Annotated in this window: 18 protein-coding genes and 2 pseudogenes; 14 read left to right on the top strand and 6 right to left on the bottom strand. The window is 74.3% G+C overall.

Translation table 11 applies throughout. The annotated features are described in order from the left end of the window. The first annotated feature begins 86 nt into the window (after window positions 1-86). Entirely contained in the window at window positions 87-899 is an 813-nt protein-coding gene (locus O7595_RS22020; protein WP_269730362.1) for an alpha/beta fold hydrolase, read from the top strand. A gap of 320 nt (window positions 900-1,219) precedes the next feature. Here O7595_RS22020 and O7595_RS22015 read toward each other — a convergent pair whose 3' ends face one another. After that, complete coding sequence (locus tag O7595_RS22015) at window positions 1,220-1,822, bottom strand: hypothetical protein (protein WP_269730361.1); 603 nt, start codon at window positions 1,820-1,822, stop codon at window positions 1,220-1,222. A gap of 684 nt (window positions 1,823-2,506) precedes the next feature. On the opposite strand from O7595_RS22015, the gene O7595_RS22010 reads away from it, so the two are divergent. Beyond that, complete coding sequence (locus O7595_RS22010) at window positions 2,507-3,736, top strand: S8 family peptidase (RefSeq protein ID WP_269730360.1); 1,230 nt, start codon at window positions 2,507-2,509, stop codon at window positions 3,734-3,736. A 136-nt stretch (window positions 3,737-3,872) separates the two neighbouring features. Here the strand turns inward: O7595_RS22010 and O7595_RS22005 are convergent, their stop codons facing one another. From O7595_RS22005 to O7595_RS21990, 4 genes are all read right to left on the bottom strand, one after another. Next, window positions 3,873-4,604 carry an alpha/beta fold hydrolase gene (locus tag O7595_RS22005; protein ID WP_269730359.1) on the bottom strand — a complete coding sequence of 244 codons (732 nt, stop codon included), beginning with the start codon at window positions 4,602-4,604 and terminating at the stop codon, window positions 3,873-3,875. 184 nt (window positions 4,605-4,788) lie between these two features. Beyond that, the gene (locus O7595_RS22000; protein ID WP_269730358.1) at window positions 4,789-5,031 is read right to left on the bottom strand and encodes a hypothetical protein; all 243 of its coding nucleotides are present in this window, start codon (window positions 5,029-5,031) and stop codon (window positions 4,789-4,791) included. Between the two features lie 20 nt (window positions 5,032-5,051). Beyond that, window positions 5,052-7,223, bottom strand: coding sequence for a 4-alpha-glucanotransferase (gene malQ, locus O7595_RS21995; RefSeq protein ID WP_269730357.1), 2,172 nt, complete (start codon window positions 7,221-7,223; stop codon window positions 5,052-5,054). Further along, complete coding sequence (locus tag O7595_RS21990; RefSeq protein WP_269730356.1) at window positions 7,224-7,484, bottom strand: hypothetical protein; 261 nt, start codon at window positions 7,482-7,484, stop codon at window positions 7,224-7,226. It abuts the gene before it with no gap. A gap of 265 nt (window positions 7,485-7,749) precedes the next feature. Here O7595_RS21990 and O7595_RS21985 point away from each other — a divergent pair, with 265 nt between their 5' ends. Further along, window positions 7,750-10,674, top strand: coding sequence for a beta-N-acetylglucosaminidase domain-containing protein (locus O7595_RS21985; RefSeq protein ID WP_269730355.1), 2,925 nt, complete (start codon window positions 7,750-7,752; stop codon window positions 10,672-10,674). Window positions 10,675-10,758: 84 nt separating this feature from the next. Here O7595_RS21985 and O7595_RS21980 read toward each other — a convergent pair whose 3' ends face one another. Continuing rightward, a complete protein-coding gene (locus tag O7595_RS21980) occupies window positions 10,759-11,295 on the bottom strand; it encodes an HNH endonuclease (protein WP_138055207.1) in 537 nt (178 codons plus the stop codon). A 245-nt stretch (window positions 11,296-11,540) separates the two neighbouring features. On the opposite strand from O7595_RS21980, the gene O7595_RS21975 reads away from it, so the two are divergent. The 11 genes and pseudogenes from O7595_RS21975 (at window position 11,541) to O7595_RS21925 (ending at window position 26,932) form a co-directional block, all read left to right on the top strand. Next, the gene (locus O7595_RS21975; protein WP_269730354.1) at window positions 11,541-12,593 is read left to right on the top strand and encodes a mechanosensitive ion channel family protein; all 1,053 of its coding nucleotides are present in this window, start codon (window positions 11,541-11,543) and stop codon (window positions 12,591-12,593) included. Between the two features lie 189 nt (window positions 12,594-12,782). After that, entirely contained in the window at window positions 12,783-13,064 is a 282-nt protein-coding gene (locus O7595_RS21970) for a hypothetical protein (RefSeq protein ID WP_269730353.1), read from the top strand. A 630-nt stretch (window positions 13,065-13,694) separates the two neighbouring features. After that, window positions 13,695-15,299, top strand: a complete 1,605-nt coding sequence (locus O7595_RS21965) for a ricin-type beta-trefoil lectin domain protein (protein ID WP_269730352.1) — start codon at window positions 13,695-13,697, stop codon at window positions 15,297-15,299. A gap of 345 nt (window positions 15,300-15,644) precedes the next feature. Then, window positions 15,645-16,847, top strand: a complete 1,203-nt coding sequence (locus O7595_RS21960; RefSeq protein ID WP_269730351.1) for an ROK family transcriptional regulator — start codon at window positions 15,645-15,647, stop codon at window positions 16,845-16,847. A gap of 156 nt (window positions 16,848-17,003) precedes the next feature. Next, window positions 17,004-17,292: pseudogene (locus O7595_RS21955) on the top strand (carbohydrate ABC transporter permease); the annotation flags it as partial. Between the two features lie 5 nt (window positions 17,293-17,297). Next, window positions 17,298-18,605 carry a 6-phospho-beta-glucosidase gene (locus O7595_RS21950; RefSeq protein WP_269730350.1) on the top strand — a complete coding sequence of 436 codons (1,308 nt, stop codon included), beginning with the start codon at window positions 17,298-17,300 and terminating at the stop codon, window positions 18,603-18,605. A gap of 41 nt (window positions 18,606-18,646) precedes the next feature. Continuing rightward, a pseudogene (locus O7595_RS21945) lies at window positions 18,647-19,642 on the top strand (N-acetylglucosamine kinase); the annotation flags it as partial. 361 nt (window positions 19,643-20,003) lie between these two features. Further along, window positions 20,004-21,449: a hypothetical protein gene (locus O7595_RS21940; protein WP_269732578.1), complete on the top strand. Its 1,446-nt coding sequence runs from the start codon at window positions 20,004-20,006 to the stop codon at window positions 21,447-21,449. Window positions 21,450-21,460: 11 nt separating this feature from the next. Next, complete coding sequence (locus tag O7595_RS21935) at window positions 21,461-22,549, top strand: glutamate ABC transporter substrate-binding protein (protein ID WP_269730349.1); 1,089 nt, start codon at window positions 21,461-21,463, stop codon at window positions 22,547-22,549. 134 nt (window positions 22,550-22,683) lie between these two features. After that, complete coding sequence (locus tag O7595_RS21930) at window positions 22,684-23,970, top strand: hypothetical protein (RefSeq protein WP_269730348.1); 1,287 nt, start codon at window positions 22,684-22,686, stop codon at window positions 23,968-23,970. Window positions 23,971-24,049: 79 nt separating this feature from the next. Further along, window positions 24,050-26,932, top strand: a complete 2,883-nt coding sequence (locus tag O7595_RS21925) for a tetratricopeptide repeat protein (protein ID WP_443071692.1) — start codon at window positions 24,050-24,052, stop codon at window positions 26,930-26,932. Window positions 26,933-26,963: the final 31 nt, after the last annotated feature.

The following is a 26,963-nucleotide window of genomic DNA, read 5'->3' as shown; positions in this document are numbered from 1 at the left end:
CCGCGGCGATGAGTTCTCCCGGCCTCGGGAGTCATACCCCTGGCACCGCGACCGCGGCCGCACGGCTTCAGGGAGGACGACCGGACATGACCACCACCCACACCCTCGACGTCCCCGGCGGGCGCCTGTACTACGAGATCCGCGGCTCGGGGCCGCTGGTCGTGGTCATGGGGGCGCCCATGGACGCCGGGGAGTTCGCGCCCCTCGCCCACGCCCTCGCGGGGGACCGCACCGTGGTCACCCACGACCCGCGCGGCATCTCCCGGAGCCGCCTCGACGACCCCGGGCAGGACTCGACCCCCGAGCTGCGGGCGGACGACGTCGCCGCGATCCTGGACGCGCTCGGCGCCGAGGTCGCGGACGTCTTCGGCAGCAGCGGTGGTGCGGTCACGGGGCTCGCGCTGGCCACCCGGCACCCCGGCCGGGTGCGGACGCTCGTGGCGCACGAACCGCCCCTGCTGGAGCTCCTTCCCGACGCCGCCGAGCAGCGCGCCGCGACCGACGACCTCATCGAGACCTTCCACCGGGACGGCGTGGGCGCGGCCTGGACGAAGTTCATGGCCAACGCGGGCTTCGACCTCGGCGGGGACGAGGCCCCCAGCCCTCCGCAGGGCGAGCCCTCGGAGCGGGACCTGGCCAACAGCGTCCGCTTCTTCGCCCACGAGCTGCGTCACACGGCCCTGTACCGGCCCGATCTCGCGGCGCTGGAGTCCGGTCCCGTGCGGGTCGTCGTGGGCATCGGCGCCGACTCGGGCGGCCTGGTCACGTACCGGACCTCGACGGCCCTGGCCGAACGCCTGGGCGTCCTGCCGGTCGAGTTCCCGGGCGACCACGGCGGATTCCTCGGGCGGCCCGGGGAGTTCGCGGACGTCCTGCGGAAAGCGCTCGCGGGCGGATGAGCGGGCCCGGCCGCTCGGAGGGACGGGCAGCGGCCCGACGTGCACAAGGCACCCGGTCCCGATGGCAAGGACGTCGACGTCGACGAGCGCGCCTTCGGCGTCGCGGGGACTCACAGCGCCAAGGAGAGTTCGACCTCGGGACCCACGAGTACTTCCTGGAGGCGGTGGCCGACTGAACCACCGCTTTCCGCCACGGCCCGCCGGTCCGCCGGCGGCGTCCCCCGAGACGCCGCGCCCGTCGGCGGGATCGTGAAACCCACGATCGCGCGGGGCCGGCACCCGGAGGTGCCGGCCCCGCGCTCAAGGCCGTACCCGATGCGTCAGTGCTGCTTGACGAACGCCCGGCCCGCCTTCGAGCCCGCCCAGCAGGAGTTCTTCTCCGCCGCGGTCATCTTGCGGCTCTTGACGACCACCGCGTTGCTCTTGCCGTCCGTGCCGTTCTTGGCCGGGCCGGTGATGGTGTCGCCCCAGAACCAGTAGTAGTGGCCCCACTTGGGACTGTCGTAGTGGGTCTGCCAGGTGCCGGAGACCCGCTGCATCACCTGGGCCCGGGAGATCCAGCCGACCTCTCCCGGCCGCACCGTCATGTTCAGCGAGCTGCTCTCCGTGTGTGTGCTGGTCCAGCTGTGGTCGTAGCTGGCCGTCACGCTCAGGTCCACTATGCCCGCGATGTTCCCGCCGGCCGTGACCGAGACGCCCACCGAGTCCGTGGAACCGACCGAGTCGGTCCACGTCATCGACTGGGTGGCGGGGGACGTACTGCAGTTGAAGAGCGAGTCGGAGACCTGGCGGAACTCTCCGAGGTACGCCTTGCCGAGCGTCGGGTCGTTGAAGCTGCACTTGCCCACGCCCGACTCGCAGTCGGTCCTGAGGAGTTCGCGGGTGGGCCCGTCGTCCGCGGCCGCCGTGGAGGTGGCCGCCACGAGGACTCCACAGGTTGCCGTCGCAACGGCGAGTGCCCGGACGCCCCGGCTCAGGGCGTGACTCATCGTCATGCTGGTGCCTTTCACGCTGTGTGGGGAGTCGGTGAACTGCGCTGCCACGCCCGGGACTCGGGCGCCCTGACCAAGCCGCAATCACCGCCTGTGAACGCGAGATTGTCCCAATAGCCACGCCAACCCCACCAAGAACAAGCAAAGTTGTAGTTGATTGCGAAACCGAACTTTCCGGTAACCGCACCAAACACGAACAACCGTGGACGGACCCTTCGACGGACCTTCCGGCGTACCTCGACGGGCCTCGGGCGCGACCGGGCGGACACGACCGGAGAGGACGAACCGGCAGGGGGCGAACGGCAGGGACGTGCCGTCCGTACGGTCCCGGGGACCACGTGTGCGGCACGAGGCGTACGGCTGAGACGCGCGGCAGGCCGGCGATCGCGCACTCGGCCCGCTCGGACCGGGACCGCCCCCGCCATCGCCGTCCACGCGGGACACCCCGCCCGGACGGGCCGTCACCCGGGTGGGCGCCCCGCCCCCGGGTGAGTGGCAGCAGTCGGGGGAGATCCGCGCCCACGTCCGGGCGATCGGCTGACAAGGGCTCAAGCGGCGGCGCGGCCGGGTCGAAAAAACGGTGACTTGATCAACGTCGATCGGATGGGAGTATCCATGCGACTGTTCGCGCGCCGCGCGGCCGCCGCTCTGCTGCTCGCCGTGTCCGCCGCCGCCCCCGGGGTGACCGCGCAGGCCGATACGGAAGGGCCGACCCCCGCCCCGCTGTACCGGTCGGCCGAGCCGGTGAAGGGCAGCTACATCGTCGCTCTGCGCGAGGGCGCCGACCCTGTCGCGGTCGCCCGGGACGCGGGCGTGAAGCGCAGGTACACGTACAACCGTGCCATGCGCGGATTCTCCGCGACGCTGAACGCGAACCAGCTGGAGACCATGCGGCTCGCGCCCGGCGTCGCGGCCGTGGAGGAGGACGCGCGGGTGTCCGCGCGCCGGCTCCCCGAGGGTCCGCGGGTCCCGTCCCTGGACCGGCTCCCGGACCCGCGCGGTGCCGCCGCCCTCCGCAGGCAGGCAGCGAGTTGGGGGCTCGACCGGGCGGACCAGCGGGCCCTGCCGCTGGACGGGCAGTTCACCGCGGCCTCCACGGGCAAGGGCGTCACGGTCTACGTCGTCGACACCGGGATCGACTACGACCACATCGAGTTCGGCGGCCGTGCCGCCCTCGGGTTCGACGCCGTCGGCGACGGCCGCCGCGGCCAGGACTGCGATGGCCACGGCACCCATGTCGCGGGGACGGCCGCGGGGGCGATCCACGGAGTCGCGCCCGAGGCCCGCCTGGTCAGCGTGCGCGTGCTCAACTGCGAGGGCGAGGGCGCCTGGTCCAGGATCATCGCCGGCCTCGACTGGGTGGCGAAGAACGCCCGGCAGCCCGCCGTGCTGAACGCCTCCCTCGGTGGCTCCACGTCCCCCTCCGCCAACGCCGCCGCCAAGGCCGTCTTCGACAGCGGCGTGCTGCCCGTCGTCGCGGCCGGGAACTCCGCGGAGGACGCCTGCGGCGTCTCGCCCGCGAGCGCGCCGAACGCCCTCGCGGTCGGTGCGACCGACACGGGGGACACCGAGACGGACTACAGCAACTACGGGCAGTGCCTCAGACTCTACGCACCGGGCAGCGACATCAGGTCCGCGCGGATGGGCGGTGGCACCACGACGATGAACGGCACGTCGATGTCCGCCCCGCACGTGGCCGGCGTCGCCGCGCTCTACAAGGCGGCCCACCCCGCGGCCGGCCCCCAGGAGGTCGCGGACTGGCTCGTCGCCCAGTCCACGAAGAACGTCGTGAAGAGCATCACCCGGGGATCGCCGAACCGGCTGCTGTTCACCGGCGGACTGTGACTCCGTCCCCGGCGCGGACCGCGCGGGGGCGCGGGGCGCAGGGACACGGGGCCGACGGCTGCGTACCGTCGGCCCCACGGCCCTGCCCGGCGCGGCCCTGCCGAAGCCGCCGCTCCGGCAGGGCGTCGGCGGCCCCTCAGCCGCCGGCCGCGAGCTGCCGCGCGAAGCGGCGGACTGCGTCGCTGAAGGCCGCCGGGTCGTCGAAGTTCGCCAGATGGCGGGCCCGGGGGACCAGCTCGACGCGCGCGTCGGGATGGGCGCGGGCGAAGTCCCGCTCGCCGGACCGGAAGACGGTGTCCTTCTCTCCGTTGAGGATCAGCACCGGGGCCGCCACATGGCGCATCGCGCCCGCGTCGAAGCGGCCCAGCACCTCGCCCCACGCGTCGGGCAGGGTGTGGAACGCGTAACCGGAGCGGATGGTCGCCTCCACCACCCGGGGCGGGTAGAGCCGCCGCAGCATCCGGTCGTTCCACCGGGCCAGCCGGTCCGCAGGAAGGCGCGGGACCAGCCCGGCGACGAAGCGGTACGGCGCCGCCCAGGGGCCGCGCGTCGAGGCGCTGGCCCCCGCGAGGACCAGCCCGCGCAGCAGCTCCGGGCGGCGGCGCGCGAATTCCAGGGAGGCGTACCCGCCGAGGGAGTGCCCGACGACCACGGCCGGCCCGCGATCCAGCGAGTCGACCGCGCCGGCGATGACCTCCGTCGCGGCGCTCAGGCTCCAGGGCTCGCCGCCGCGCGCGCCGTGGCCGGGCAGGTCGACGGCCGCGACCGGGAACTCCTCCCCGAGCGCGGCCAGCTGCGGGCTCCACTGACCCGCGCTGAAGCGTGTTCCGTGCACAAAGACGATGGACGGTGCGTTCGCCGGCGTCATCAGGCCCCCCGTATGGCGCAATCCCCCGGCAGGCTCCCACGCCGCCGCGTCCGACCGGCCACGACACGCCGGTGCACGGACGAGGGCGCCGCACGGTGCGCGTACCGTGCGGCGCCCTCGGAGGTCCGCGGCGCGGCGCCGGCTGCGCGACGCCCGCCCGGTGTCCCGGGCCTCGCGTCAGGGGTCAGGCCTGCTTCCTCCTGGGCCTGTCGGACTTGTCGAGGACCATCACCAGGCCCGCGATCAGTACGAACAGCGCGATCGGCGCCACGACGAACAGACCGAGCGTCTCGGCCACGCTCAGGCCGGTACCCGGGTCGTCGCCGTCGTCGCGGGTCAGCGCGAGCGCGGGGGACGACATGAGCAGCATCATCAGCGTCGTACCGGCCGCGACGGCGCCGGCGCGCAGGGCGTTCTTCTTGTCCACGGTGCAAACGTAGCGAACGGCTAGGACGGCCGCGCGTCCGGGGTGCCCGTACGGGGAGCGGCCCCCGGCCGGAACACCTCCATGAGCGCGTGCAGCCTCGGCGAGGCGGCCAGGTCGTCCAGGGTCATCGGGCGGCCGGCGGCGTCCGCGACGGGCAGCCGCCAGTTCGGGTACTGGTCCCAGGTGCCGGGCAGGTTCTGCGGCCGGCGGTCCCCGACGGCGTCGGGCAGCCAGACCCCGACCATGCGGGCCGGGGTGCGCAGCAGGAACCGGTACACGGCGCGGATCTCGCCCTCCTCGTCGTGGGTGCCCTCGGGAAGCAGACCGAGCCGGGTCAGACAGGCGCGCCATTCGGCCACCTCGGCGGAGTCCCGCGTGCGTTCCTGGTCCAGCGGCCGGGTGAGCAGGCCCAGCCGGTGGCGCAGCGCCACGTGCTCGCCCGTGAGGCGGGCCGCGGTGGACGGCAGGTCGTGGGTCGTGGCCGTGGCCACGCAGCCCTCGCGCCAGTGCTCCGCCGGCAGCGGCCGGCCGCTGCCGGCCCAGTCGCGTTCGAACCAGAGGACGGACGTGCCGAGCACGCCCCTGCGCGAGAGGGCCTCGCGGACCCCGGGCTCGACGGTGCCGAGGTCCTCCCCTATGACGACCGCCCCGGCGCGGTGGGCCTCCAGGACGAGGACGGCGAGCATCGCCTCGGCGTCGTAGCGGACGTACGTGCCCTCGGTGGGCTCGGCCCCGACGGGGACCCACCAGAGCCGGAACAGGCCCATGACGTGGTCGAGCCGCAGCGCGCCGGCGTGCCGCAGGAGTCCGCGCACCAGCCCCCGGTAGGGGGCGTAACCGGAGGCGGCGAGGACGTCGGGCCGCCACGGAGGAAGACCCCAGTCCTGGCCCCGGGCGTTGAACGCGTCGGGCGGGGCGCCCACCGACATGCCCGGGGCGAAGGCGTCCTGCTGGGCCCAGGCGTCCGCGCCGCCGGGGTGCACGCCGACCGCGAGGTCGTGCACGACCCCGACGGCCATCCCGGCGTCCCGGGCCGCCGCCGCGGCCGCGGCCAGCTGCTCGTCGGTCAGCCAGGCGAGCCGGCAGTGGAAGTCGACGCGGTCCATGAGGTCCCCGCGGGCGCGGGCCGTCTCCGGGGAGCGCGGATCGCGCAGGCCCTCGGGCCAGGCGTGCCAGTCCGAGCCATGGACCTCGGCGAGGGCGCACCAGGTGGCGTGGTCGTCCAGCGCCCGGCCCCGCTCGGCCAGGAAGGCGCAGTACGCGGCCCAGCGGCCGGGTCCGAGGGGGACCCGCAGGACCAGCTCCAGTGCCCGGTGCTTGAGCCGCCACACGGCGTCGCGGTCGATCAGCGCGCCCTTCTCCAGGACGGAGGCGCGCAGTTCGGCGGCCTTCTCCAGGAGCGCGTCCAGCCGGAACCGGTCCTGGCCGGTGACGTACGCGTACTCGGGGATGTCCTCGATCCGCAGATGCACGGGGTCGGGGAACCGGCGCGAGGAGGGGCGGTACGGGGACGGATCGGTCGGCGTGCCGGGCACGGCCGCGTGCAGCGGGTTGACCTGCACGAACCCGCATCCGAGGGCGCGGCCCGCCCAGGACGCCAGCTCCGCGAGGTCCCCGAGGTCGCCCATGCCCCAGGAGCGGCCGGAAAGCAGCGAGTAGAGCTGGACCAGGAAGCCGTGGACCCGTCCGGCGGGCCGGCCCACGGCCTCGGGGGCGACGACGAGCACCGCGCTGCCGGTGCGCCCGCCGCTCGTGCGCACGGTCAGCCGGTGCACCCCGGTGGGCAGTTCCGCCCAGCCGTGCGCGGCGGAGGAGCCGCCTCCGGCAGCGGGCCGCTCGCCGGACGGTGTACCGGCGGTGCCCGGCGCGGGCGCCTGGGGGACGAGTTCGCGCCATTCCAGCAGGCCGCCGTCCTCCAGGTCGACGCGCACCCGGGCGCCGGGCGGGACTGCGACGGGGGGCGGCCCGGTGACGGGGAGCCACGCCACCACGGTCGGCGGGAGCAGCCGCTCCCCTGCGGCGGACTCGGCTGCCGCGAGGGCCGCGCGGACCGCGTCCGGCGTGGCCGCGTCCACGCCGAGGGCGGCGAGCACCGCGACGACCGTGGAGTCGGGGACGGGGACGCTGACGCCTGCCGAGGGCGAGTACGTGGTGGCGACACCGTGCAGCGCGGCGAGCCGGGCCAGGCCCATTCAGACTCCTGGGGACTCCGAGCCTCCGGCGTCGCCGGTGGCGGTGGGTTCGCTGGTGAGGGGGGCGGCGTCGACGAGGGGAGGCTCACTGGTCAGCGGCAGGGCGGCCGCGAGCGGGGGCTCGCTCGTGAGCGGACCGGCGTCTGCGAGCGGAGGCTCGCTGGTCAGGGGCGGTACGGAGGTCAGCGGCGGCTCGCTGGTGAGCGGGCCGGGCACCGGTTTGGACAGGGCGGGGAGCAGAAGCTGTGCGGGTGCGGCCACGGAGGGCCTCCTCACGGTGGGGCAACAGGACATGGGCAGCCCTACCCAGTGGGCGCGGCCGCAGACGTACACCTCTCGTCAACGTGTTCCGTGTCACATTCTGCTCCACGCATGGGAGTTGATCCGGCCGGTCGCGACTCTCGCGCGTCGATGGGCAAATACGACACAACCGTCAGTCGCATTGACACCTTCACCGCAGCGATGGTGGGCTCGAACCCGTTTCGTGGGGCACCGTGGGGCACGGGGAGTCGAGGGGAGACCGGACGTGCGGTTCGGGCACAGGAAGCAGACGGCCACCGCCGTCGCCGTCGCCGTGATCGGCGGACTGCTCGGGACGGCCCCCGGGGCCGCCGCCGCCCCGGACGTACCGGGCTCCGCCAGCACGGCCGCCCCCGACCGGAAGGCCGCCGGACCGGTGCCCCCGGTCTGGCCCCGGCCCCAGGTGCTCAGGACCACGGGCCCGGCGGTGCCGCTGGGCGAGGACGTGACGCTCCTCGCGGCCCCGGACGCCGACCCCCATGCCGTAGGGACCGTGCGCGAGGCGCTGCGCGCCGCGGGCGTGCGGACCGTCCACACGGAGCTGCCCGGCCGCGGGACGGTGCTCCTTCTCGGCGGATCGGGAGCACTCGACGCGCTGCGCGCCCTGCGCGTGCCGGAACGCGCCGATCTGCCCGCGGGCGGCTACCGGATCGGCACCGGCCGGGTGGACGGACGCCACACCGTCGCCGTGGACGGAGTGGGAGCGGACGGGCTCTTCCACGGGGCACAGACGCTGCGGCAGCTCGTCGGGGACCGCACGGTGCCCGGTGTGGCGGTGCGGGACTGGCCCGGCACGGCCGTACGCGGAGTGACCGAGGGCTTCTACGGCCGCCCGTGGAGCCATCGACAGCGCCTGGAGCAGCTCGACTTCATGGGCCGCACCAAGCAGAACCGCTATCTCCACGCGCCGGGCGACGACCCGTTCCGGCAGACCCGCTGGCGCGACCCGTACCCCGCCGCCCAGCGCGCCGAGTTCCGCGAGCTGGCCGAGCGGGCCCGGCGCAACCATGTGACGCTCGCCTGGGCCGTCGCCCCCGCCCAGTCGATGTGCCTGGCCTCGGACGACGACGTGAAAGCGCTCAAGCGCAAGATCGACGCGATGTGGGCGCTCGGGGTACGCGCCTTCCAGCTGCAGTTCCAGGACGTCAGCTACAGCGAGTGGCACTGCGACCGGGACCCCGACGCCTTCGGTTCCGGCCCGGAGGCCGCGGCCAGGGCGCACGCACGGCTCGCCGGGGAGATCGCCGGGCACCTCGCCGACCGCCACCCCGGCTCGGAACCGCTGACGGTGATGCCGACGGAGTTCTACCAGGACGGCGCGACCGAGTACCGCACCGCGCTCGCCTCGCTGCTGGACCCCGGCGTCCAGGTCGCCTGGACGGGGGTCGGGGTCGTGCCCCGCACCATCACCGGACGGGAACTGGCCGGAGCCCGTGAGGTCTTCCGACACCCGATGGTCACGATGGACAACTACCCCGTCAACGACTACGCGCAGGGCCGCATCTTCCTCGGGCCCTACACGGGACGCGAGCCGGCCGTGGCGTCCGGTTCGGCCGCGGTGCTCGTCAACGCCATGGAGCAGGCGACCGCTTCCCGGATCCCGCTGTTCACGGCGGCCGACTACGCCTGGAACCCCAAGGGTTACCGGCCCCAGGAGTCCTGGCGTGCGGCGCTGGACGACCTCGCCGGCGGCGATCCTCGGACGAGGGAGGCGCTCGGCGCGCTCGCCGGGAACCACTCCTCGTCCGTCCTCAGCCCCACCGAATCGGCGTATCTCCAGCCCCTGCTGGCCGAGTTCTGGCGCTCGCGGACCACGACCGACGCCAAGGCCAGGGACGAGGCGGCGCGTCGGCTGCGGTCGGCCTTCACGGTGATGCGGGAGGCCCCGGAGCGGCTGGCCCCGCTGGACTCCGAGGTGGGACCGTGGCTGGACCAGCTGGCGCGCTACGGCACCGCCGGGGAACTCGCCGTCGACATGCTTCAGGCCCAGGCGCGCGGCGACGGCGAAGCCGCCTGGCGGGCGTCGCTGGCGCTCGCCCCCGTGCGCTCGCAGATCGGCACGGGCAGGGTGACCGTCGGCAAGGGCGTGCTCGATCCCTTCCTCACCCGGGTGGCGAAGGAGTCGGCGGTGTGGACGGGCGCGGACCGCCGGCCCGGCCCGGTGACCCGCACCGGCGACGCGTACACGGTGCGGCTGGACCGGGCCCGGCCCGTGGAAGCCGTGACGGCGATGACCGAACCGGGCGCGGACGGCGCCACGGGCACGCTGGAGGCGCACGTGCCGGGCCAGGGCTGGCGGCCGCTCGGCGGGCTCGCCCCGTCCGGCTGGACCCAGAGCCGTCTGCAGGGGCTGCGTGCGGACGCCCTCAGGATCACCGGGGCACCGCAGGCGCCCGCGGTGCACGCGCTCGTGCCGTGGTTCGCCGACGAGCCCCGGGCCCGGCTGGCCCTCGGCAGGGACGAGCTGGACGCGCCGATCGGCGGCGGCCCGCAGCGCACCGAGGCGTTCGTCGCCGCTCAGCGGCCGGACGAGGTGCGCGGCGCGCTCACCGCCAAGGCCCCGAAGGGCATCACCGTGGCCGTGCCGAAGGAGGTGCGGGCACCGCGCGGCAGGCGGACGACCGTGCCCGTCGAGGTGACGGTCCCCCCGGGGACTCCGGCGGGCGAGTACCAGGTGCCGTTCGCCTTCGGCGGGGAGGAGAGCACGCTGACCGTGCGGGCCTATCCGGCGACCGGCGGCCCCGATCTGTTCCGCACGGCGGTGGCGTCGTCCTCGGGGGACGAGACGCCGGACTTCCCGGCCGCCGCGGCGGCCGACGGCGACCCCGGCACCCGCTGGTCCTCCCCCGCGGAGGACGGCGCCTGGTGGCAGGCGGAGCTGGCCCGGCCGGCCCGGCTGGGCCAGGTGGTGCTGCACTGGCAGGACGCCCATGCGGCGAGGTACCGCATCCAGGTCTCGGCCGACGGGCGCACCTGGCGCACCGCCGCGACCGTCCGCGACGGCAGGGGCGGCCGGGAGTCGGTCCGGATGGACGCGCCGGGAACCCGTTTCGTCCGGGTCCAGGGCGACGGGCGGGCGACCCGCTTCGGTTACTCGCTGTGGTCGGTGGAGGCGTACGCGGTGTCGGAGCAGGGCGGCGGCACGCCCTGATCGGCGCGCGTCCGTGTCGGCGTCGGGCGCGGACGGGCGCACGCCCGGCGGCCCGGAGCGCGCGCACGACAGTGGCCCGGACCTTCAGGCGGATATGCCGTCGATCCGGGCCATGGCGTCGTCCGCGCCGTATGGCTGCAGGTATGGCAGCCAGCGCGGGTCCCTGTGCCCGGTGCCGATGATGCGCCAGGCGAGGCCGCTCGGCGGGGCGGGTTGGTGCCGCAGCCGCCAGCCCAGCTCGCGCAGGTGCCGGTCGGCCTTGACGTGGTTGCAGTGGCGGCACGCCGCAACCACGTTGTCCCAGACGTGCTGACCGCCGCGACTGCGCGGAATGACGTGGTCGACGCTGGTTGCGACGCCACCGCAGTACATGCAGCGGCCCCCGTCGCGGGCGAACAGCGCACGGCGGGTCAGAGGAACGGGCCCCCGGTAGGGGACCCGGACGAAACGCTTGAGCCGGACCACGCTGGGCGCGGGGATCACCCGGGTCGCGCTGTGCATGAAGGCGCCGGACTCCTCGAGGCAGACGGCCTTGTTCTCGAGGACGAGGACGAGCGCGCGGCGGAGCGGTACGACGCCGAGCGGCTCGTACGACGCGTTGAGGACCAGGACATGCGGCACGGATGCCTCCTTGTACGCCGGCGGCGCGTGGCTCGCGCCGGGACGATCTGTACTCAGTCTCTCCTCATGCCTGGTCGAAGCGCCACTACGTACCCGTAACGGGCCGGAGGGATTCTGTGTGCGCTCGGCCACACCGGGAGGTTCCCCGGGTGAGGCTCGTCTCTCCCTTGTGGAGAACGCCGGAGGCACGTCGTATGCCCCGATAGTGTGGATGGTCCGCCGATCGCACACACGGAGGTTCCGCAGTGTTCCTGGCCGTCGATCCGTCCGCGCCGCCCGTCAGTCTCGACGAGGCCGCGGACCGGGCGAACGAAGCCGCCGGATGGGTGGAGCAGAACTGGTCCACCTGGTTGAACGTGGGCCTGCGGATCCTGCTCATCCTCGTGATCGCGATCATGCTGCGCACCGCCGTCCGCCGCGCGCTCACCAAGTTCATCGAACGGATGAACCGCAGCGCCCAGGCCATGGAGGGCACGGCACTCGGCGGACTGCTGGTCAACGCCGAGCGGCGCAGACAGCGCTCCGAGGCGATCGGTTCGGTGCTGCGGTCGGTCGCCTCGTTCGTGATCCTCGGCACGGCGGGTCTGATGATCCTCGGCGCCCTCAACATCAACCTGGCCCCACTGCTCGCCTCCGCGGGTGTCGCGGGCGTGGCCTTGGGCTTCGGCGCGCGGAACCTGGTCACCGACTTCCTCTCCGGCGTCTTCATGATCCTCGAGGACCAGTACGGCGTCGGCGACACGATCGACGCAGGGGTCGCCTCGGGCGAGGTGATCGAGGTCGGCCTGCGCGTGACGAAGCTGCGCGGCGACAACGGCGAGATCTGGTACGTCCGCAACGGCGAGGTGAAGCGGATCGGCAATCTGAGCCAGGGCTGGTCGACCGCCTCCGTGGAGGTGAACGTGCGGCCGGCCGAGGACCTGGGCCGGGTGCGCGAACTCATCGAGGAGGCGGCGACGGCGATGGCCAAGGAAGAGCCGTGGAACGAGCGGCTGTGGGGCCCGGTCGAGGTCCTCGGCCTGAGCGAGGTGCTGATCGACCGGATGACGGTCTCCGTCGCCGCGAAGACGATGCCGGGCAAGGCGCTCGGCGTGGAGCGCGAGCTGCGCTGGCGCATCAAGCGCACCTTCGACGAGGCCGGTGTCCGGATCGTCGGCGGACTGCCGCAGCAGGCCGACGGGGAGCAGACGAGCGACCCGACGGCGGGCGTGGCGGCCCCGTCCGCGTACGCCTCCGCCACGTCGCCGCAGTCGGTGGCGGCGTCCCCGATCACGCCTTCGGCGCCCCTGTCGAAGTAGCGCCACGGCCGGAGCGGGCGCTCCGGCACCACGAGGCGCGGCTCCCGCTCCCGCTGGCACCGCTTCCGCGGGGAGGGCCCCTTGCTCCGGGCATCGGGCCCGCCGGAGGAGCGGGGCCTGCCGTATCCTGCTCGCCACCGAGGACGGCCGGAATCGGCCTGGCCTCTCTGCGATGGGAACCGACGACCTGTGATCTGGCAGTGGACCGGCCTGGCCGTCCTCACCCTCACGCTCCTGCCCACCGGCGTGGCTCCGCCCACGGGCCGGGCACCCCGGCGGCAGGTCGCCCTCCCGGCGCCGACGCATCCCCGGGGGAGGGCGCCCCTGACCCGCTACGAGGTCGCACCGGTGGACGCGACACCCCGCCCCGCCGCGGCCGGGCCCGCCACGGCCCTCGGCGGCGCACCGGCCGTCGCGGAATGCACGACGGTGGCCTTCACCACCCGGGACGCCGGGGCCACCGCCCGATGAGCGGCCGCTCCCGCCGGTGGCGGCTCGGCGGATCCCTCATCGCGTGGTGGCTGCTGTTCGCCCTGGGCCTGTGGCTCATCGGCTGGGCCATCGGCCGGCCCGCCTCCCCGACGGCGTGTGCCGCCTCCGCCGCTCTCCTCGGATTCGTCGGGGAGACCGGTGACTGGGTGCGAAGACGCCTGCGAGCACGCCGCGCCGCATCGGGTGCCCGACCGGCTGTGCGGGGCGAGCCGACTCGAAGGTGAGCGGGCACCGTCACGAACGGCCCGCTGCGGCGGATCGCACTCTCCGTTCGGGAGATCCGCCCTTCCGTCCCCTGTGATCAAGATCTGGAAGGGTGTGGACGAGCCGTGCGGGGACCGGGTGGGACCGGCAGACCGCACCGGACCGAGCGAGCGCCCCGGGCCGCCGTTGAGATCCCCGGACATCACGCACATTCCACGCCGCACAGGGAACTTACCAGCGGAAACACCTTCCGCCGGCGAGCCCGGTCCTTCATCATAAAGGCCTCCCAACCGCATTACGGGGTCCAGGAGTTGAGCGGGACCAGACCGTTCCCCCGTAACGACCGCCCCTCTGCGGCGTCCGAAGCACATCGGACGCGGAGCGGCGCAGCAAGTGAGGGGCCCGATGCCGAGGCTGCAGAAGGTCGGTTCGACAACGGTGTCCTGGGGCGGTGGCCGCGCGGAGCCGACGGACACGGAACTCGCCGAGCGCATCCGCTCACGCGGCGCAGCCGGCCACAGCCCCGAGGACGAACTGAAGCAGCGTCACCTCTCGTACGCGGTCATCTGCGCGCAGCTGTGCACCCGGGGCCGGACGGCCGCCGACCGGCTGGCACACGAGGCGCTGGAGCGGGCGGCCGAGGCAGCCCGCTCGGGTATCGACCCCTTCGGCACCTGGCGCCACTTCGTCCTGACGCACGTGCACCACACAGCCCGAAGCTGGGCCCGGACCGGCAGACGGGCCCTGCTCAGGCCCTCCTTCCTCACCTGGGCGGACGACCACGGCGAGGGCGGCGGCGGACGACCTGACGGCACGCCGGCGGAGTCGTGGGAGAAGCAGACGCTCCGCAACGGCTTCTTCGCCCTTCCCGAGGTCGCCAGGGGCGTCCTGTGGTACTCGCTCGTGGACCAGGAGCCGGACGAGAGGGTCGCGACCTACGTCGGGGTGGCACCGGACGTCGTCCCCGCCCTCCGGGCCAAGGCCCGGAAGACCCTGCGCGACGCCTTCCTCCAGGCGCATGCGGAGCGCGCCGGGGACACCCGCTGCAACGGCTTCCGGCGCCTCGTCGAGGCCGCGGCGGTCGCGGACGACAGTCCGCACTGCGGCGACCTCGCCCTTCACCTCGACACATGCCTCGCGTGCGAGGGACTGCTGACGCAACTGATCCTGCTCTCCGACGACCTCCGCACGGCGCTGGCCGACGGGCTGCTCGACCGGGACGGAGCGGCGTACGCGTCCGCCGTCGTCCAGGGGCGGCACACGTCGGATTCCGCCCCGCCGCCCAGTGGCGGGGCGGAATCCGGGTACGCGGGGGAACACCCCGGCCCGGCGCACGGTGCCGCCCACGCACGGCGCCCGCCGAGGCGCGGGGCGCGCGTTGCCGGTGCCGTCGCCGCGGTGGCCGCCGTCTCGGTTCCCCTTCTGCTCATCGCCGCGCGTCACTCCGGGGAGGAGACGGGTGCCGACCGCGGCGAGGGCCGCCCGTCCGCTTCGGCAGCAGCCCCGAGCAACGCCGCAACCGGCCCCACACAGCCGGGGGCGGGGAGCACGGTTCCGCCCGGCGACCTCGACTACGGACGGATCGTGCACAAGGGCAGCGGGCTGTGCATGGACATCGAGGACGGGGTGCTCACCAAGCGCGGCGGCGCGGTGGCGGCCCCGTGCACCCAGGCCCTCACTCAGCAGTGGGCCCTGGACGCGCAGGGACGGCTTCACAACCGCGACGACCCCACGTTCTGCCTGAAGGCGGACGGGGACGGAGCGGGGGTCGGCATCCGACCGTGCTCCTCGGACAACCCGGAGAAGCTGGACAAGATGGCCTTCCTCGTCGAACCCGCGGGCGCGATCCGGCCGAAGTCCGCCCCGACGGTCGCGCTCGTCCCCGATCCGGAATGGGTGGAGAGCCCCGTCCCTCTGGAACTCCGCTCCGTGGACGACCGGAGCGACCAGCGCTGGACCGTGGAGTCCCTCGCGTCGGCCACGCGGGGCGGGGCGACGGACGGGCCATGACGCCCGGGCGCCGCGCCCCGGACACCGGGCCGACGTCGAGAGCACGCAACCAGCGGAGACCGTTCCACACAGGTCAGCAGCGCAACACGCCCTCGTCGCGCGCCGGGGGGTGGTGAGTCCCCTGGCGCGCGCCGGGGGTCCGGTGCCGCCCCCACCCCCCTGACCCGCTCACGCGTCGGGGAGCGGATCGGTGGGGGCCGCGGAGGAACGGCGGGTGAGGAACGCCCTTCCGCATACCGCACCCGCCGGAGGTCACCGGGTATTGACGAGCCCATGACGGCGACCTAGGTTTCCGAGTAGACAGGAAGGTTTCCTAACGGTTCGCGCAGGAAAGTGAGGTGCCTCGTGGCCGGTACCACCCCCGGGACCCCCCGTGTGCTCCGCGCCATGAACGACCGGGCGGCGCTCGACCTGCTGCTGGAGCACGGCCCGCTCTCACGCACCCGGATCGGCAGGCTGACCGGCCTGTCCAAACCCACCGCGTCCCAGTTGCTGGCCCGACTGGAGGCCGCCGGGCTGGTCGTCGCCACCGGCACCACCCAGGGCGGTCCGGGGCCGAACGCCCAGCTGTACGCGATCAACGCCCGCACCGCCTTCGCCGCCGGCCTCGACGTGACCCGCCGGCGCGTCCGCGCGGCCGTCGCCGACATCACCGGCGCGATCGTCGGCGAGCACGTCACCGAGACCCGAGGGCGGCGGTCGGGGAGCGTCGTAGGACAGGTCGCCGAGGCACTGGACGGCGCGGTGAAGGCCGCCGGGATCACCCGGGGCGACGTACACCGCCTGGTCGTGGGCACCCCGGGCGCCTTCGACCCCGCCACGGGGCGCCTGCGGTACGCCTCCCACCTGCCCGGCTGGCACTCCCCCACGCTGCTCGCCGAACTGGCGGCCGCGCTGCCCATGCCGGTCGAGTACGAGAACGACGTCAATCTGGTCGCCGTGGCCGAGCAGCGGCTCGGAGCCGCCCACGGCCAGGACGACTTCGTACTGCTGTGGAACGAGGAGGGGCTCGGAGCCGCGCTCGTCATCGGCGGCCGGCTGTATCGCGGATTCACCGGCGGCGCGGGCGAGATCGGCTTCCTGCCGGTGCCCGGCACTCCGCTCGTGCGGCAGGTCTCCGAGGCCGGCAGCGGCGGCTTCCAGGAGCTGGCCGGTGCCCGGACCGTGCCCCGGCTGGCCCGCGAACTGGGCATCGCCGACGTCCCGCAGGGCCCGCACCACGAGGTGGCGGCCGGCCTGCTGGCGCGGGCCGCGGCTGCCGGACAGGGGCCGTACCGCGTCCTCCTGGACACCTTCGCGACCGCGCTCGCCACCGGCCTCGCCTCCCTGGTCGCCGTCCTCGACCCCGGACTCGTCGTCCTCTCCGGACCGCTCGTCGCGGCCGGCGGGGAACCTCTGCGCGAGCGGGTCCGGTCGGAACTCGCCGAGCTGGCCCCGTCCGGACCCCGGCTCGCCATCGGTGCCGTACAGGAGCACCCGGTGCTGCGCGGGGCCCTGGAGAGCGCCCTGGCCGCCACCCGCGAGGAGGTCTTCGACACCTCCCGCTGAACCGCGACCCGAGAACCGCACCCCCGCGTCACGAACCCGCATCCCGCACTCCACGCATCCCCGACCCGTCCGCCCCCACCCCCAGGGAGACACCGTGGTGCTGCCCGTAAGACTCCGCTCCACGGCCGTGGCCCTCGCCGCGACCGCCTCGCCGGCACGACGGTGCGGATCGTGCTGCCGATGGCGGGGCCGGCGAGCGCCGCGGTGGCGCTGTTCCACTCCTCCTCCTGCTGGAAGGCCTGCTCCGGCCCGCGGATCCACGCCTCGGAGAACCCCGCCCCGGACGCCCTCCCACGGATCGGAGTCCTTCAAGGGCGCGCACCAGACGGACCGGAACCCGACGAGGGCCGCGACCGTGATGATCACGGCACCGGTGATCGCCGTGTTCCTCCTCGCACGGAAGACCTTCGTCGAGGGAGTCGCACCAAACGGAGTGAAGGGCTGACACGCATGCGGCAATCCAGCGGGGGACACCCCCCGAACCCCCGGCGGGCGAAGATCGCGGTCGTGGGTGGCGGGTCCACCTACACGCCCGAACTGATCGACGGATTCGCCCGGTTGAGGGATACCCTGCCGATCGGCGAGCTGGTGCTGATCGACCCGGCCGCCCGACGGCTGGACCTGGTCGGCGGCCTCGCCCGCCGGATCTTCGCCCGGCAGGGCCACCCTGGGAGCATCACGACCAGCTCCGACCTGGACGCGGGCGTGGCGGGCGCCGACGCCGTGCTGCTGCAGCTGCGCGTCGGCGGCCAGGCCGCGCGGGAGAAGGACGAGACCTGGCCACTGGAGTGCGGCTGCGTCGGACAGGAGACGACCGGCGCCGGCGGCCTGGCCAAGGCGCTGCGCACCGTCCCGGTGGTGCTGGACATCGCCGAACGGGTGCGGCGCGCCGCACCCGACGCGTGGATCGTCGACTTCACCAACCCGGTCGGGATCGTGACCCGCGCCCTCCTCCGGGCCGGCCACCGGGCGGTCGGGCTGTGCAACGTGGCGATCGGCCTGCAGCGGAAGTTCGCCGCGCTGCTGGACGTCTCCCCGGGCGACGTCCACCTGGACCATGTGGGCCTCAACCACCTCACCTGGGAAACGGGTGTGCGGCTGGGCGGTCCGGGGGGCGAGAACGTGCTGCCGCGGCTGCTCACCGAGCACGGCGACGCCATCGCCGGGGACCTGCGGCTCCCGCGGCAGGTCCTGGACCGCCTCGGCGTGGTCCCGTCGTACTACCTGCGCTACTTCTACGCGCACGACGCGGTCGTCCGGGAGATGCGGACCAAGCCGTCCCGGGCCGCCCAGGTCGCGGCGATGGAGCAGCGGCTCCTGGAGATGTACGGCGACCCCTCGCTGGACGAGAAGCCCGCACTGCTCGCCCAGCGGGGAGGCGCCTACTACTCGGAGGCCGCCGTCGACCTCGTCGCGTCGCTCCTCGGGGGAACGGGCAGCCCCCACCAGGTGGTCAACACGTACAACAACGGCACCCTGCCGTTCCTCCCCGACGACGCCGTCGTCGAGGTGCAGGCCACCGTCGGCACCAAGGGCGCGGCTCCGCTGCCGCTACCGGACGTCGGGCCTCTGTGCGGCGGGCTGATCGCGAACGTCACGGCCTACGAGGAGCTGGCACTGGAGGCGGCCCTGCGCGGCGGCCGCGACCGGGTGTTCAAGGCGCTGCTGGCCCACCCCCTGATCGGCCAGTACGAACACGCCGAGGCGCTCACCGAGCGGCTGGTCGCCCACAACCGGGAGCACCTTCCGTGGGCGTGAACGACCCGGGCGCGCACGACCCGGGCGTGAACGACCCGGGCGTGAACGACCCGGCAGCCCGCGGCTCCGCGGCGGGCGGTCCCCCGGCCGCCGTCCTCGCAGTCGACGCCGGCAACAGCAAGACCGACGTGGCGGTGGTCGACGCGCAGGGCTCGGTCCTGGCCACGGCCCGCGGCGGCGGGTTCCAGCCGCCGCGGGTGGGGGTCGCGGCGGCGCTGGACGCACTGGACGGCACGGTTCGGCAGGCCCTCGCCGCCGCCGGGATCCGATCCGTCGCCCATGTCTCCGCCTGTCTGGCCAACGCCGATCTCCCCGTCGAGGAGGCCGAGTTGACTGCGGCGGTACGAGCCCGCCCCTGGGGCGGGACGGGCGAGGTCCACAACGACACCTTCGCGATCCTGCGGGCCGGGACCGACGAGCCCAGGGGCGTCGCCGTCGTCTGCGGCGCCGGCATCAACTGCGTGGGCGTGGCGCCGGACGGCCGCACCGCGCGCTTCCCGGCCATCGGCCGGATCTCGGGGGACTGGGGAGGGGGCTCGGGCCTCGCGGAGGAGGCCCTGTGGTTCGCCGCGCGGGCCGAGGACGGGCGTGGGGAGCCGACCGAACTCGTCCGGACGCTGCCCGGGCACTTCGGGCTGCCGTCGATGTACGCGCTCATCGAGGCACTGCATCTGAGGCGGATCGCGGCCGGCCGGCGGCACGAGCTCGCCCCGGTCCTGTTCTCGACGGCGGCCGCCGGAGACGCCGTCGCCTGCGCGATCGTCGACCGGCTCGCCCACGAGGTCGTCCTGATGGCCACGGTGGCGCTCGGCCGGCTCGGGCTGCTGGAAGAGGAGGTCCCGGTGGTGCTCGGCGGCGGTGTGCTGGCGGCGCGGCACCCCCGGCTCGACGGCGGCATCGCCGAGTCGCTCGCCGCCCGGGCGCCGAAGGCCGTCCTCTCCGTGGTGACCGCACCGCCCGTCCTCGGCGCGGCGCTGCTGGGACTCGACCACCTCGGCGCACCGTCCTGGGCACAGGCCCGGCTGCGGTCACGGTACGAGGGCCGGGCGTTCCCCCGGGAGTGGACGTCCGGCCACGAGCCGGGGCGTGCGCCGGCGGCCCGCGGAAGAAGGGAACGCACGCGGTCACACCCCACGCACGCCGACGCGGCCGGCCCACCGGGCGGAACCGATCCGCCGTCGGCGACGTACTCATGAGAGGGACGCTGAAGGCGTACTCACGGACGGGGCGCTGAACAGGGGGCGGCATTGACGCGACACGCGGGATGACACAAGATCCAGTGAATCCTGGGTGTGGAATGTCCGCCCCCGCGGCCATACTTCTGGCCGGAAGCCGTCCTCCCTCGCCCGCGGGAGGTGGGATGCCGTCAGTGACCGAGGGGGAGGTCAAGTGACACAGATGCCGAGCGCGGCAGGCCCGCCCGCACCACCGGTGCCGCACGTCCCGGCACAGCCGGGACCACCGCTCGGCCCGGGGTCGGGCCCCTCCGCCGACCGGTCGGCGCCGCCGCCGGGGCAGCCGCCGGGGCCGCCCGCGCGGCGCAGCGCCTGGGCGGAGACGACGGAGCGGTTGCGCGCCGCCGCGACGACGGAGCCGGGCCGGCTGCGGATCATCGGCGCCGTACTGGCCGCGCTGGTCGTGGCGTTCGGCGCCGTGACGGCCCTCGAGATCACCGACCGCGCCTCGTCGGCCGACGCCGTGGTCAACCGCAGCCAGCCGCTCAGCGCGGACGCGGCCAGCATCTACCGCTCGCTCGCCGACGCCGACACGGCCGCCGCGAGCGGCTTCCTGGCCGGCGCGCAGGAGCCCGAGGCGGTGCGGGAGCGCTACCGCGCGGACATCGCCAGCGCCTCACGGCTGCTGGTGAAGGCCGCCGGGAACACGGACGGTTCGACGGACTCGCGCCGCTGGATCGCCACGCTGAACGAACAGCTCCCCCGCTACACGGGACTGGTCGAGCGGGCCCGGGCCAACAACCGCCAGGGCCTCCCCCTCGGCGGCGCCTATCTGCGCTACGCGAACCAGCTGATGACCACGGAACTGCTCCCCGCGGCACAGAAGTTGTACGAGGAGGAGACGGCCCGGCTCGAAGACGACCACGGTGACGCCCGGCCGTGGCCCTTCCTGTCGCTGGGGCTGGGAGTGGTGGCGCTCGGCGGACTGGTCTGGGCGCAGCGCCGCAACTACCGGCGTACGAACCGGGTGTTCAACCACGGGCTGCTCGCGGCCACCGCCGCATCCACGGTGGTGCTGCTCTGGCTGGGAATCGGGCACGCCGTCGCCAGGGCTGGGCTCGACGAGGCCCGGGCCAAGGGGCAGGAGTCGTTGAAGGTCCTCAACGACGCCCGGATCAGCAGCCTCAAGGCCCGGGCCAACGAGAACCTGACCCTCGTCGCGCGCGGTGCGGTGCTCACCGCGGACGGCAAGAGCGACAAGTACGAGACGGACTACACGGCGGGCATGGGCAGTCTCACCGCCTCGCTCGACCGCGCCGGGCGACTCGCCGACGACGGCGAGGGCCGTACGCCGGTCGCCGACGCGGTCTCGGCGGCGTCGGAGTGGAAGAACCGGCACCAGGACGCGGGTGAGACGGACAGGGCGGGCGACTACGACGGCGCGCTGGCCAAGGTGATCGGCAGCGAGGGCTCCACGGGCCAGTGCTTCGACCGCGTGGACGCCGCGCTGGAGAAGGCACTGGCCCACGAGCAGGCCGAGTTCACCGAGTCCGCCGAGGGTGGCCGGGCGGCGCTGGCCGGTCTGCCGGTCGGCGCGGCCGTACTGGCCGTCCTCGCGGCGGCCGGCGCCGTCCTGGGCGTCGGCCGCAGGCTTTCGGAGTACCGGTGAGAGGGGGAGGGATGGCTGACTCGATGCCGGACGGGGCACCGGACGTGACACCGCGGGCCGGGACCGCCGCGGATGCCCGGCAGCGCCTTCCGCTCCGGCGGGGGCGCCTCGCGGGCCGGCTGCGCGGCTGGGGCGGCGTCGCCGGGATGGCGGCGGCCTGTGCGCTGACCGCCGCCCTCACCCTGGTGCCGCTCTCGCACGGGGGACCGCCGTCCGGGGTGACCCCGGGTGCCGATCCGGCGGCGGTACCGCCCGCGAAGGCGGACGACTGCACGAGCCCGGAGGCGTCCCTGCGGCCGTCCTCGGCGGACGGCCCGGCGATCGGGGAGATCAAGCAGCGCGGCAAGCTGATCGTCGGCGTCGACCAGAACAGCTACCGCTGGGGCTACCGGCGGGCGGACGGCCGCCTGGAGGGCTTCGACATCGATCTGGCCCGGGCGATCGCACGGGACATCCTGGGCGATCCCGAGAAGATCATCTTCCGGGCTGTCCCGACCAACCAGCGGATCACGGCGCTCAACAACGGCACGGTGGACCTCGTCGTACGGACGATGACCATCAACTGCGCCCGGATCAAGCAGGTCGCGTTCTCCACGGCCTACTTCCAGACCGGCCAGCAGGTGCTCGCCCCCCGGCAGTCGGCGATCACCGGCTTCGACGGGTCCCTCAAGGGCCGGCGGGTGTGCTCGGCCGAGGGCTCGACGGCGTACGACGCGCTGGAGAAGGACCCGCACGGAGCGGTCTTCAGGGACGAGGACGAGGAGGGCCCCGGCGACCGGGACAGGCTCACGGTCCCCAACCAACTGGACTGCCTGGTCCGGCTCCAGCTCGGCGAGGTGGACGCGGTCGTGACGGACGCGGCCCTCGCCGCGGGACAGGCGGCACAGGACCCATCCGTCGAACTCAAAGGCGACAGGCCCTTCACCACCGAGTACTACGGCGTGGCCACCAGACTGGGCAGGGACGACCTGGTCCGCAGGGTCAACAAGGTGCTGGAGGAGTACCGGACGGGCCCCTGGACGCAGGCGTACGCCAAGTGGCTGCAGAAGGACCTGCCCGGAATACCGGGTCCCCCGGCGCCGAAGTACCGGGACAATTGAGACCGTTGGGAAGACAGCCGGCGGAAGCGGGCCACCCGGCGGGAAAGCCGGGCCGGCCGGGACGTCCGGCGGTGGATCCGAGTACACGAGCGGAGAGGTGATCGATGGGCGTCGCGGGACCCCCCGGGCCGGTAATGGACCGGGACGAGGTGGACCGTGCGCTGGCGCGGCTCGGGGAGGAGCACGAGGCGATCGAGACCTCGCTCCTCGCCCTCCAGGACCACGCGGGCCGCAGGCTCCTGGAGGGTGCGGAGCTGACGGGTGTCACCAAGGACCGCTGGGCCTCCACCGAGCAGGCGATCACCCTGCTGTGGGGCTACTTCGACGCGTACGCGGGAGCGCTGCGCTCGGCGCGCGAACTGCGGGCGCGGCGCCGCTGGCCGAGCCGGGACGACCTGGTGGCGCTCACGGACCGGTTGCGCGGCGCCGGCGTCACCGTCGCGAGCTCCGCGGCCCATCCCGCGCCGTCGGTGACCGGCCCGGCCAAGCTCTCCGAGCGCTTCACGCTGGAGGGCCTGGTCAGCCGGATGAACACGCTGTACGCCCGCTCCCTGGACGTGGTGGTGGCCGCCGACACGGTCTGGTCGGCCCTGCCCGCGCGGATCGACCTCCTCGCCGCGGAGTTGCAACGCACCCGTTCGCTGGCCCACTCGGTGGGCGTGCGGCCGGGCGAGCACCCGGCGGGCGACGAGCTGGAGTCGATCACCCACGAACTGTCCGCGCTCCGGGCTCAGGTGGTGTCGGACCCGCTGGCGTTCTGGTCGCCGGCGACGGCGAGTTCGGCGCCGGGCGGCGGCCGGCCCGACACGGGACGCTACGACCGCGCCGCGCGTTCGCTGGAGGACGTCCGGCGTGAGATCGAGGCGGTCCTCGCGGTGCGGCAGGACTCGGAGACCCGGCTGCTGCGGCTGCGGGACGTGCTCTCGCGCGCGGACCGCACGCTCACGGAGGCGCGTGCCGCGCGGGGTGAGGTGCTGGCCAAGATCGCGGCGTCCGAGGTCCCCGCGGTCAGCGGCCCGCCGACCGTGCTGCAGGAGCGGCTGGCCACCGCAGCGGAGTACCGCAGGCACGCCCAGTGGCACCGGCTGTCCCCGCTGCTCGAGTCCCTGGAGCGGGATGCCGAGGACGAACTGATGCGGGCACGCGAGTCGTTGACGGCCGTGACCGCTCCGCTCGCGGTCCGTGCGGAGTTGCGCGGCCGGCTCGACGCGTACAAGGCGAAGGTCGCGCGGCACGGCATGGCCGAGGACCCGCTGCTGATCGAGCGGTACGACGCGGCGCGCCGGATGCTGTGGAGCGCTCCGTGCGATCTGCGCGCCGCCGAGCAGGCGGTCCTGCGCTACCAGCGGGCCGCGGCCGAGGTCCTGGTGCCCCGGCAGTCGGGCACCGTGGACGGCTTCGGCCGGCAGGGGGAATCGTGATCCGCGCACAGGTCACCGTCGCCCCGCGGCTCCCGTCCGCGGCACCGGCGACGGGGCCGGCGAGCAGGCAGGGGGAGCCGTGAGTGATCTGACGAAGTGCAGCCGCCCGGGCTGCGAGGGCGCGTACGAGGACGTCGGCGACGGCGAGCTGTACTGCGACACCTGCGGACTCGCCCCCGAGGCCGGGCGGCGCGGCACGCCTCCGACCACGAGCGGCGGAGCCCCCGGCACGGCGGCGAGCGCATGCCAGCGCCCCGGCTGCGAGGGCGCGTACGAGGACGTCGGCGACGGCGAGCTGTACTGCGACACCTGCGGACTCGCCCCGGTCGTCGCGAGGAACGGCGCGCTGTCGTCGCCGCCCACCGGCATCACGGGAGGCGGGCGGAGCGGCGGTAGCGGCCGGAGCGGGAACAGCCGTTCGGAGCCCCGGAGCTCGGCGTCGGGCTCCCGGTCGTCCCGGTCGTCGCGCTCCTCGACGTCACGGCGGTCGGTCTCGGGCCGCCTTTCCCGATCGCTGTCGGGGAGCGGCTCGGGCCGCTCGGTGTCGGTCCGCAGTTCGGGGTCCTCGGCCTCCTCCTCGGGCCGCAACAGGCTCGGAGCCGGGCTGGTCTCGGTTCCGGACGTACCGCGCCCGGACCCGCGTTCCGCGGCCATGGCGGAGCCCGAGGTCCCCGAGCGGAAGCGATTCTGCAGCCGCAGTGACTGCGGATCGCCGGTGGGCCGCGCCCGCGGCGACCGCGCGGGCCGCACGGAGGGCTTCTGCACCAAGTGCGGCCACCCTTACTCGTTCGTGCCGAAGCTGCGCGAGGGGGACGTCGTGCACGGGCAGTACGAGGTGATGGGCTGTCTGGCGCACGGCGGCCTCGGCTGGATCTATCTCGCCATCGACCGGGCGGTGTCCGACCGCTGGGTCGTCCTCAAGGGCCTGCTGGACACGGGCGACCAGGACGCGATGGCGGCGGCGATCTCGGAGCGCCGTTTCCTCGCGGAGATCGAGCACTCCAACATCGTCCGCATCTACAACTTCGTCGAGCACCTGGACCAGCGGACCGGCTCCATGGACGGCTACATCGTCATGGAGTACGTCGGCGGCAAGTCCCTCAAGGAGATCGCCAACGAGCGGCGCGCACCCGACGGAAGGCGCGACCCGCTGCCGGTCGAGCAGGCGTGCGCCTACGGGATCGAGGCTCTGGAGGCGCTCGGCCACCTGCACAGCCGGAACCTGCTGTACTGCGACTTCAAGGTCGACAACGCCATCCAGACCGAGGACCAGCTCAAGCTGATCGACATGGGCGCCGTGCGGCGGATGGACGACGACGAGTCGGCGATCTACGGCACGGTCGGCTACCAGGCGCCGGAGGTCGCCGAGGCCGGACCGTCCGTCGCGTCGGACCTCTATACGGTGGCACGCACCCTCGCGGTGTTGACGTTCGACTTCCAGGGCTACACGAACGTGTTCGTGGACTCCCTCCCGGACCCGGACAACATCGAGGTGTTCCGGACGTACGAGTCGTTCTACCGGCTCCTCGTCCGCGCGACCGACCCCGACCCGGCCCGCCGGTTCGCCTCCGCGCAGGAAATGGCGGACCAGCTGACGGGTGTGCTCAGAGAGGTCGTGGCGCTCCAGACGGGACGACCGCGCCCCTCGCTGTCGACCCTGTTCGGCCCGGAGCTGCGCGTCACGGACACGGAGCTGTTCGCGGAGCTCCACGGCGAGGTCTCGGTGCTGGGCGCCCGGCGGCCCACTCGCCGCGGCCGCGGCACACCCCCCGCGGCCAACGCCCCGCAGGCACCCGGGCCTTTCGGCGGGGCGGCTGGGCAGTCGGCCGCGCCCGACGGACGGGTACCCGTCCAGGCGCCCGGGCCCCATCCGTACGCCGCCGCCGTACCGGGTGCCGCCGGCGCGGCAACGGCGGGCCTCCCCGGGCACACCGGCCCGGCCGGCCCACGTCCCCACCCGCCCATCCCGGCCGGTGTCCCCCCGCAGGCGGCACCGTCCGCACGGCCCGGTCAGCGGGCGTCCGCCCCGCTGCCGCACCTCGCGGACCTCGACGTCCGCGCGACCGCACTGGCACTGCCGGTCCCCCGCGTCGACCCCGACGACCCCAACGCGGGGTTCCTCGCCGGTCTGATGGCCTCCGCGCCCGCAGAGCTGATCGCCGCACTGCACGGCGCGCCCACGAGCTCGGTGGAGCTGCGACTGCGCGAACTCCGGGCGCGGCTGGAGACGGGGGAGCTCACCTCCGCGACGAACTCGCTGGCCGATCTCGAGGCCCGGCACCCCGACGACTGGCGGGTCGTCTGGTACCGGGGCGTCGCCTCGCTCGTCACCGGCGACGACGAGACGGCCGCACTGTCCTTCGACGCTGTCTACGACGCGTTCCCGGGCGAGGCCGCCCCCAAGCTGGCGCTCGCCGTCTGCGCCGAGGTGCTGGGCCAGCTGGACAACGCCGCCGAGTACTACCGCCTGGTGTGGGCCACCGATCCGAGTCATGTGAGCTCCGCGTTCGGCCTCGCCAGGGTGCAGCTCGCGGCCGGCGACCGTGCCGCGGCCGTCCGCACGCTGGACTCCGTCCCGGAGGCGTCGATCCACTACACGGCCGCCCGGGTCGCTGCGGTACGGGCACGGCTGCGGCGGCGCGCCGTGCAGGACCCGCTCATCGACGACCTGACGGCCGCCGCCGACCAGGTCACCGCACTCGAACGGCTCGGACTGGACGCCCTGCGCCGCGAGCGCCTGTCGACGGAGGTTCTGGGTACGGCGCTGGACTGGGTACTCTCCGGCAGTGCCGGCGCCCGGCCGGCGAGAACTGTCCTGCTCGGCAGCGAACTGGACGAACGCGGACTGCGGTTCGGCCTTGAACGCTCGTTCCGGGTGCTCGCCCGGCTCGCGACGAACGGCGAGGAGCGCATCGAACTGGTGGAGCGGGCCAACCGCTACCGCCCCCGGACGTGGGTGTGATGCTGTGCTGTCGCGGGGACAGGTCCCCGGA

Origin of the sequence: Streptomyces sp. WMMC940, assembly GCF_027460265.1 — a bacterium.
Taxonomy (GTDB): Bacteria; Actinomycetota; Actinomycetes; order Streptomycetales; family Streptomycetaceae; genus Streptomyces.
Note: the sequence above shows the minus strand (reverse complement) of the source record. Positions and strands in the feature narration are given on the sequence as shown.

Coding starts and splice junctions, on each gene's coding strand:
- O7595_RS22020 (WP_269730362.1), top strand. CDS start 87: ATGACCACCACCCACACCCTCGACGTCCCCGGCGGGCGCCTGTACTAC.
- O7595_RS22010 (WP_269730360.1), top strand. CDS start 2,507: ATGCGACTGTTCGCGCGCCGCGCGGCCGCCGCTCTGCTGCTCGCCGTG.
- O7595_RS22005 (WP_269730359.1), bottom strand. CDS start 4,604: ATGACGCCGGCGAACGCACCGTCCATCGTCTTTGTGCACGGAACACGC.
- malQ (WP_269730357.1), bottom strand. CDS start 7,223: ATGGGCCTGGCCCGGCTCGCCGCGCTGCACGGTGTCGCCACCACGTAC.
- O7595_RS21965 (WP_269730352.1), top strand. CDS start 13,695: ATGCCGAGGCTGCAGAAGGTCGGTTCGACAACGGTGTCCTGGGGCGGT.
- O7595_RS21950 (WP_269730350.1), top strand. CDS start 17,298: ATGCGGCAATCCAGCGGGGGACACCCCCCGAACCCCCGGCGGGCGAAG.
- O7595_RS21940 (WP_269732578.1), top strand. CDS start 20,004: ATGCCGAGCGCGGCAGGCCCGCCCGCACCACCGGTGCCGCACGTCCCG.
- O7595_RS21935 (WP_269730349.1), top strand. CDS start 21,461: ATGGCTGACTCGATGCCGGACGGGGCACCGGACGTGACACCGCGGGCC.
- O7595_RS21930 (WP_269730348.1), top strand. CDS start 22,684: ATGGACCGGGACGAGGTGGACCGTGCGCTGGCGCGGCTCGGGGAGGAG.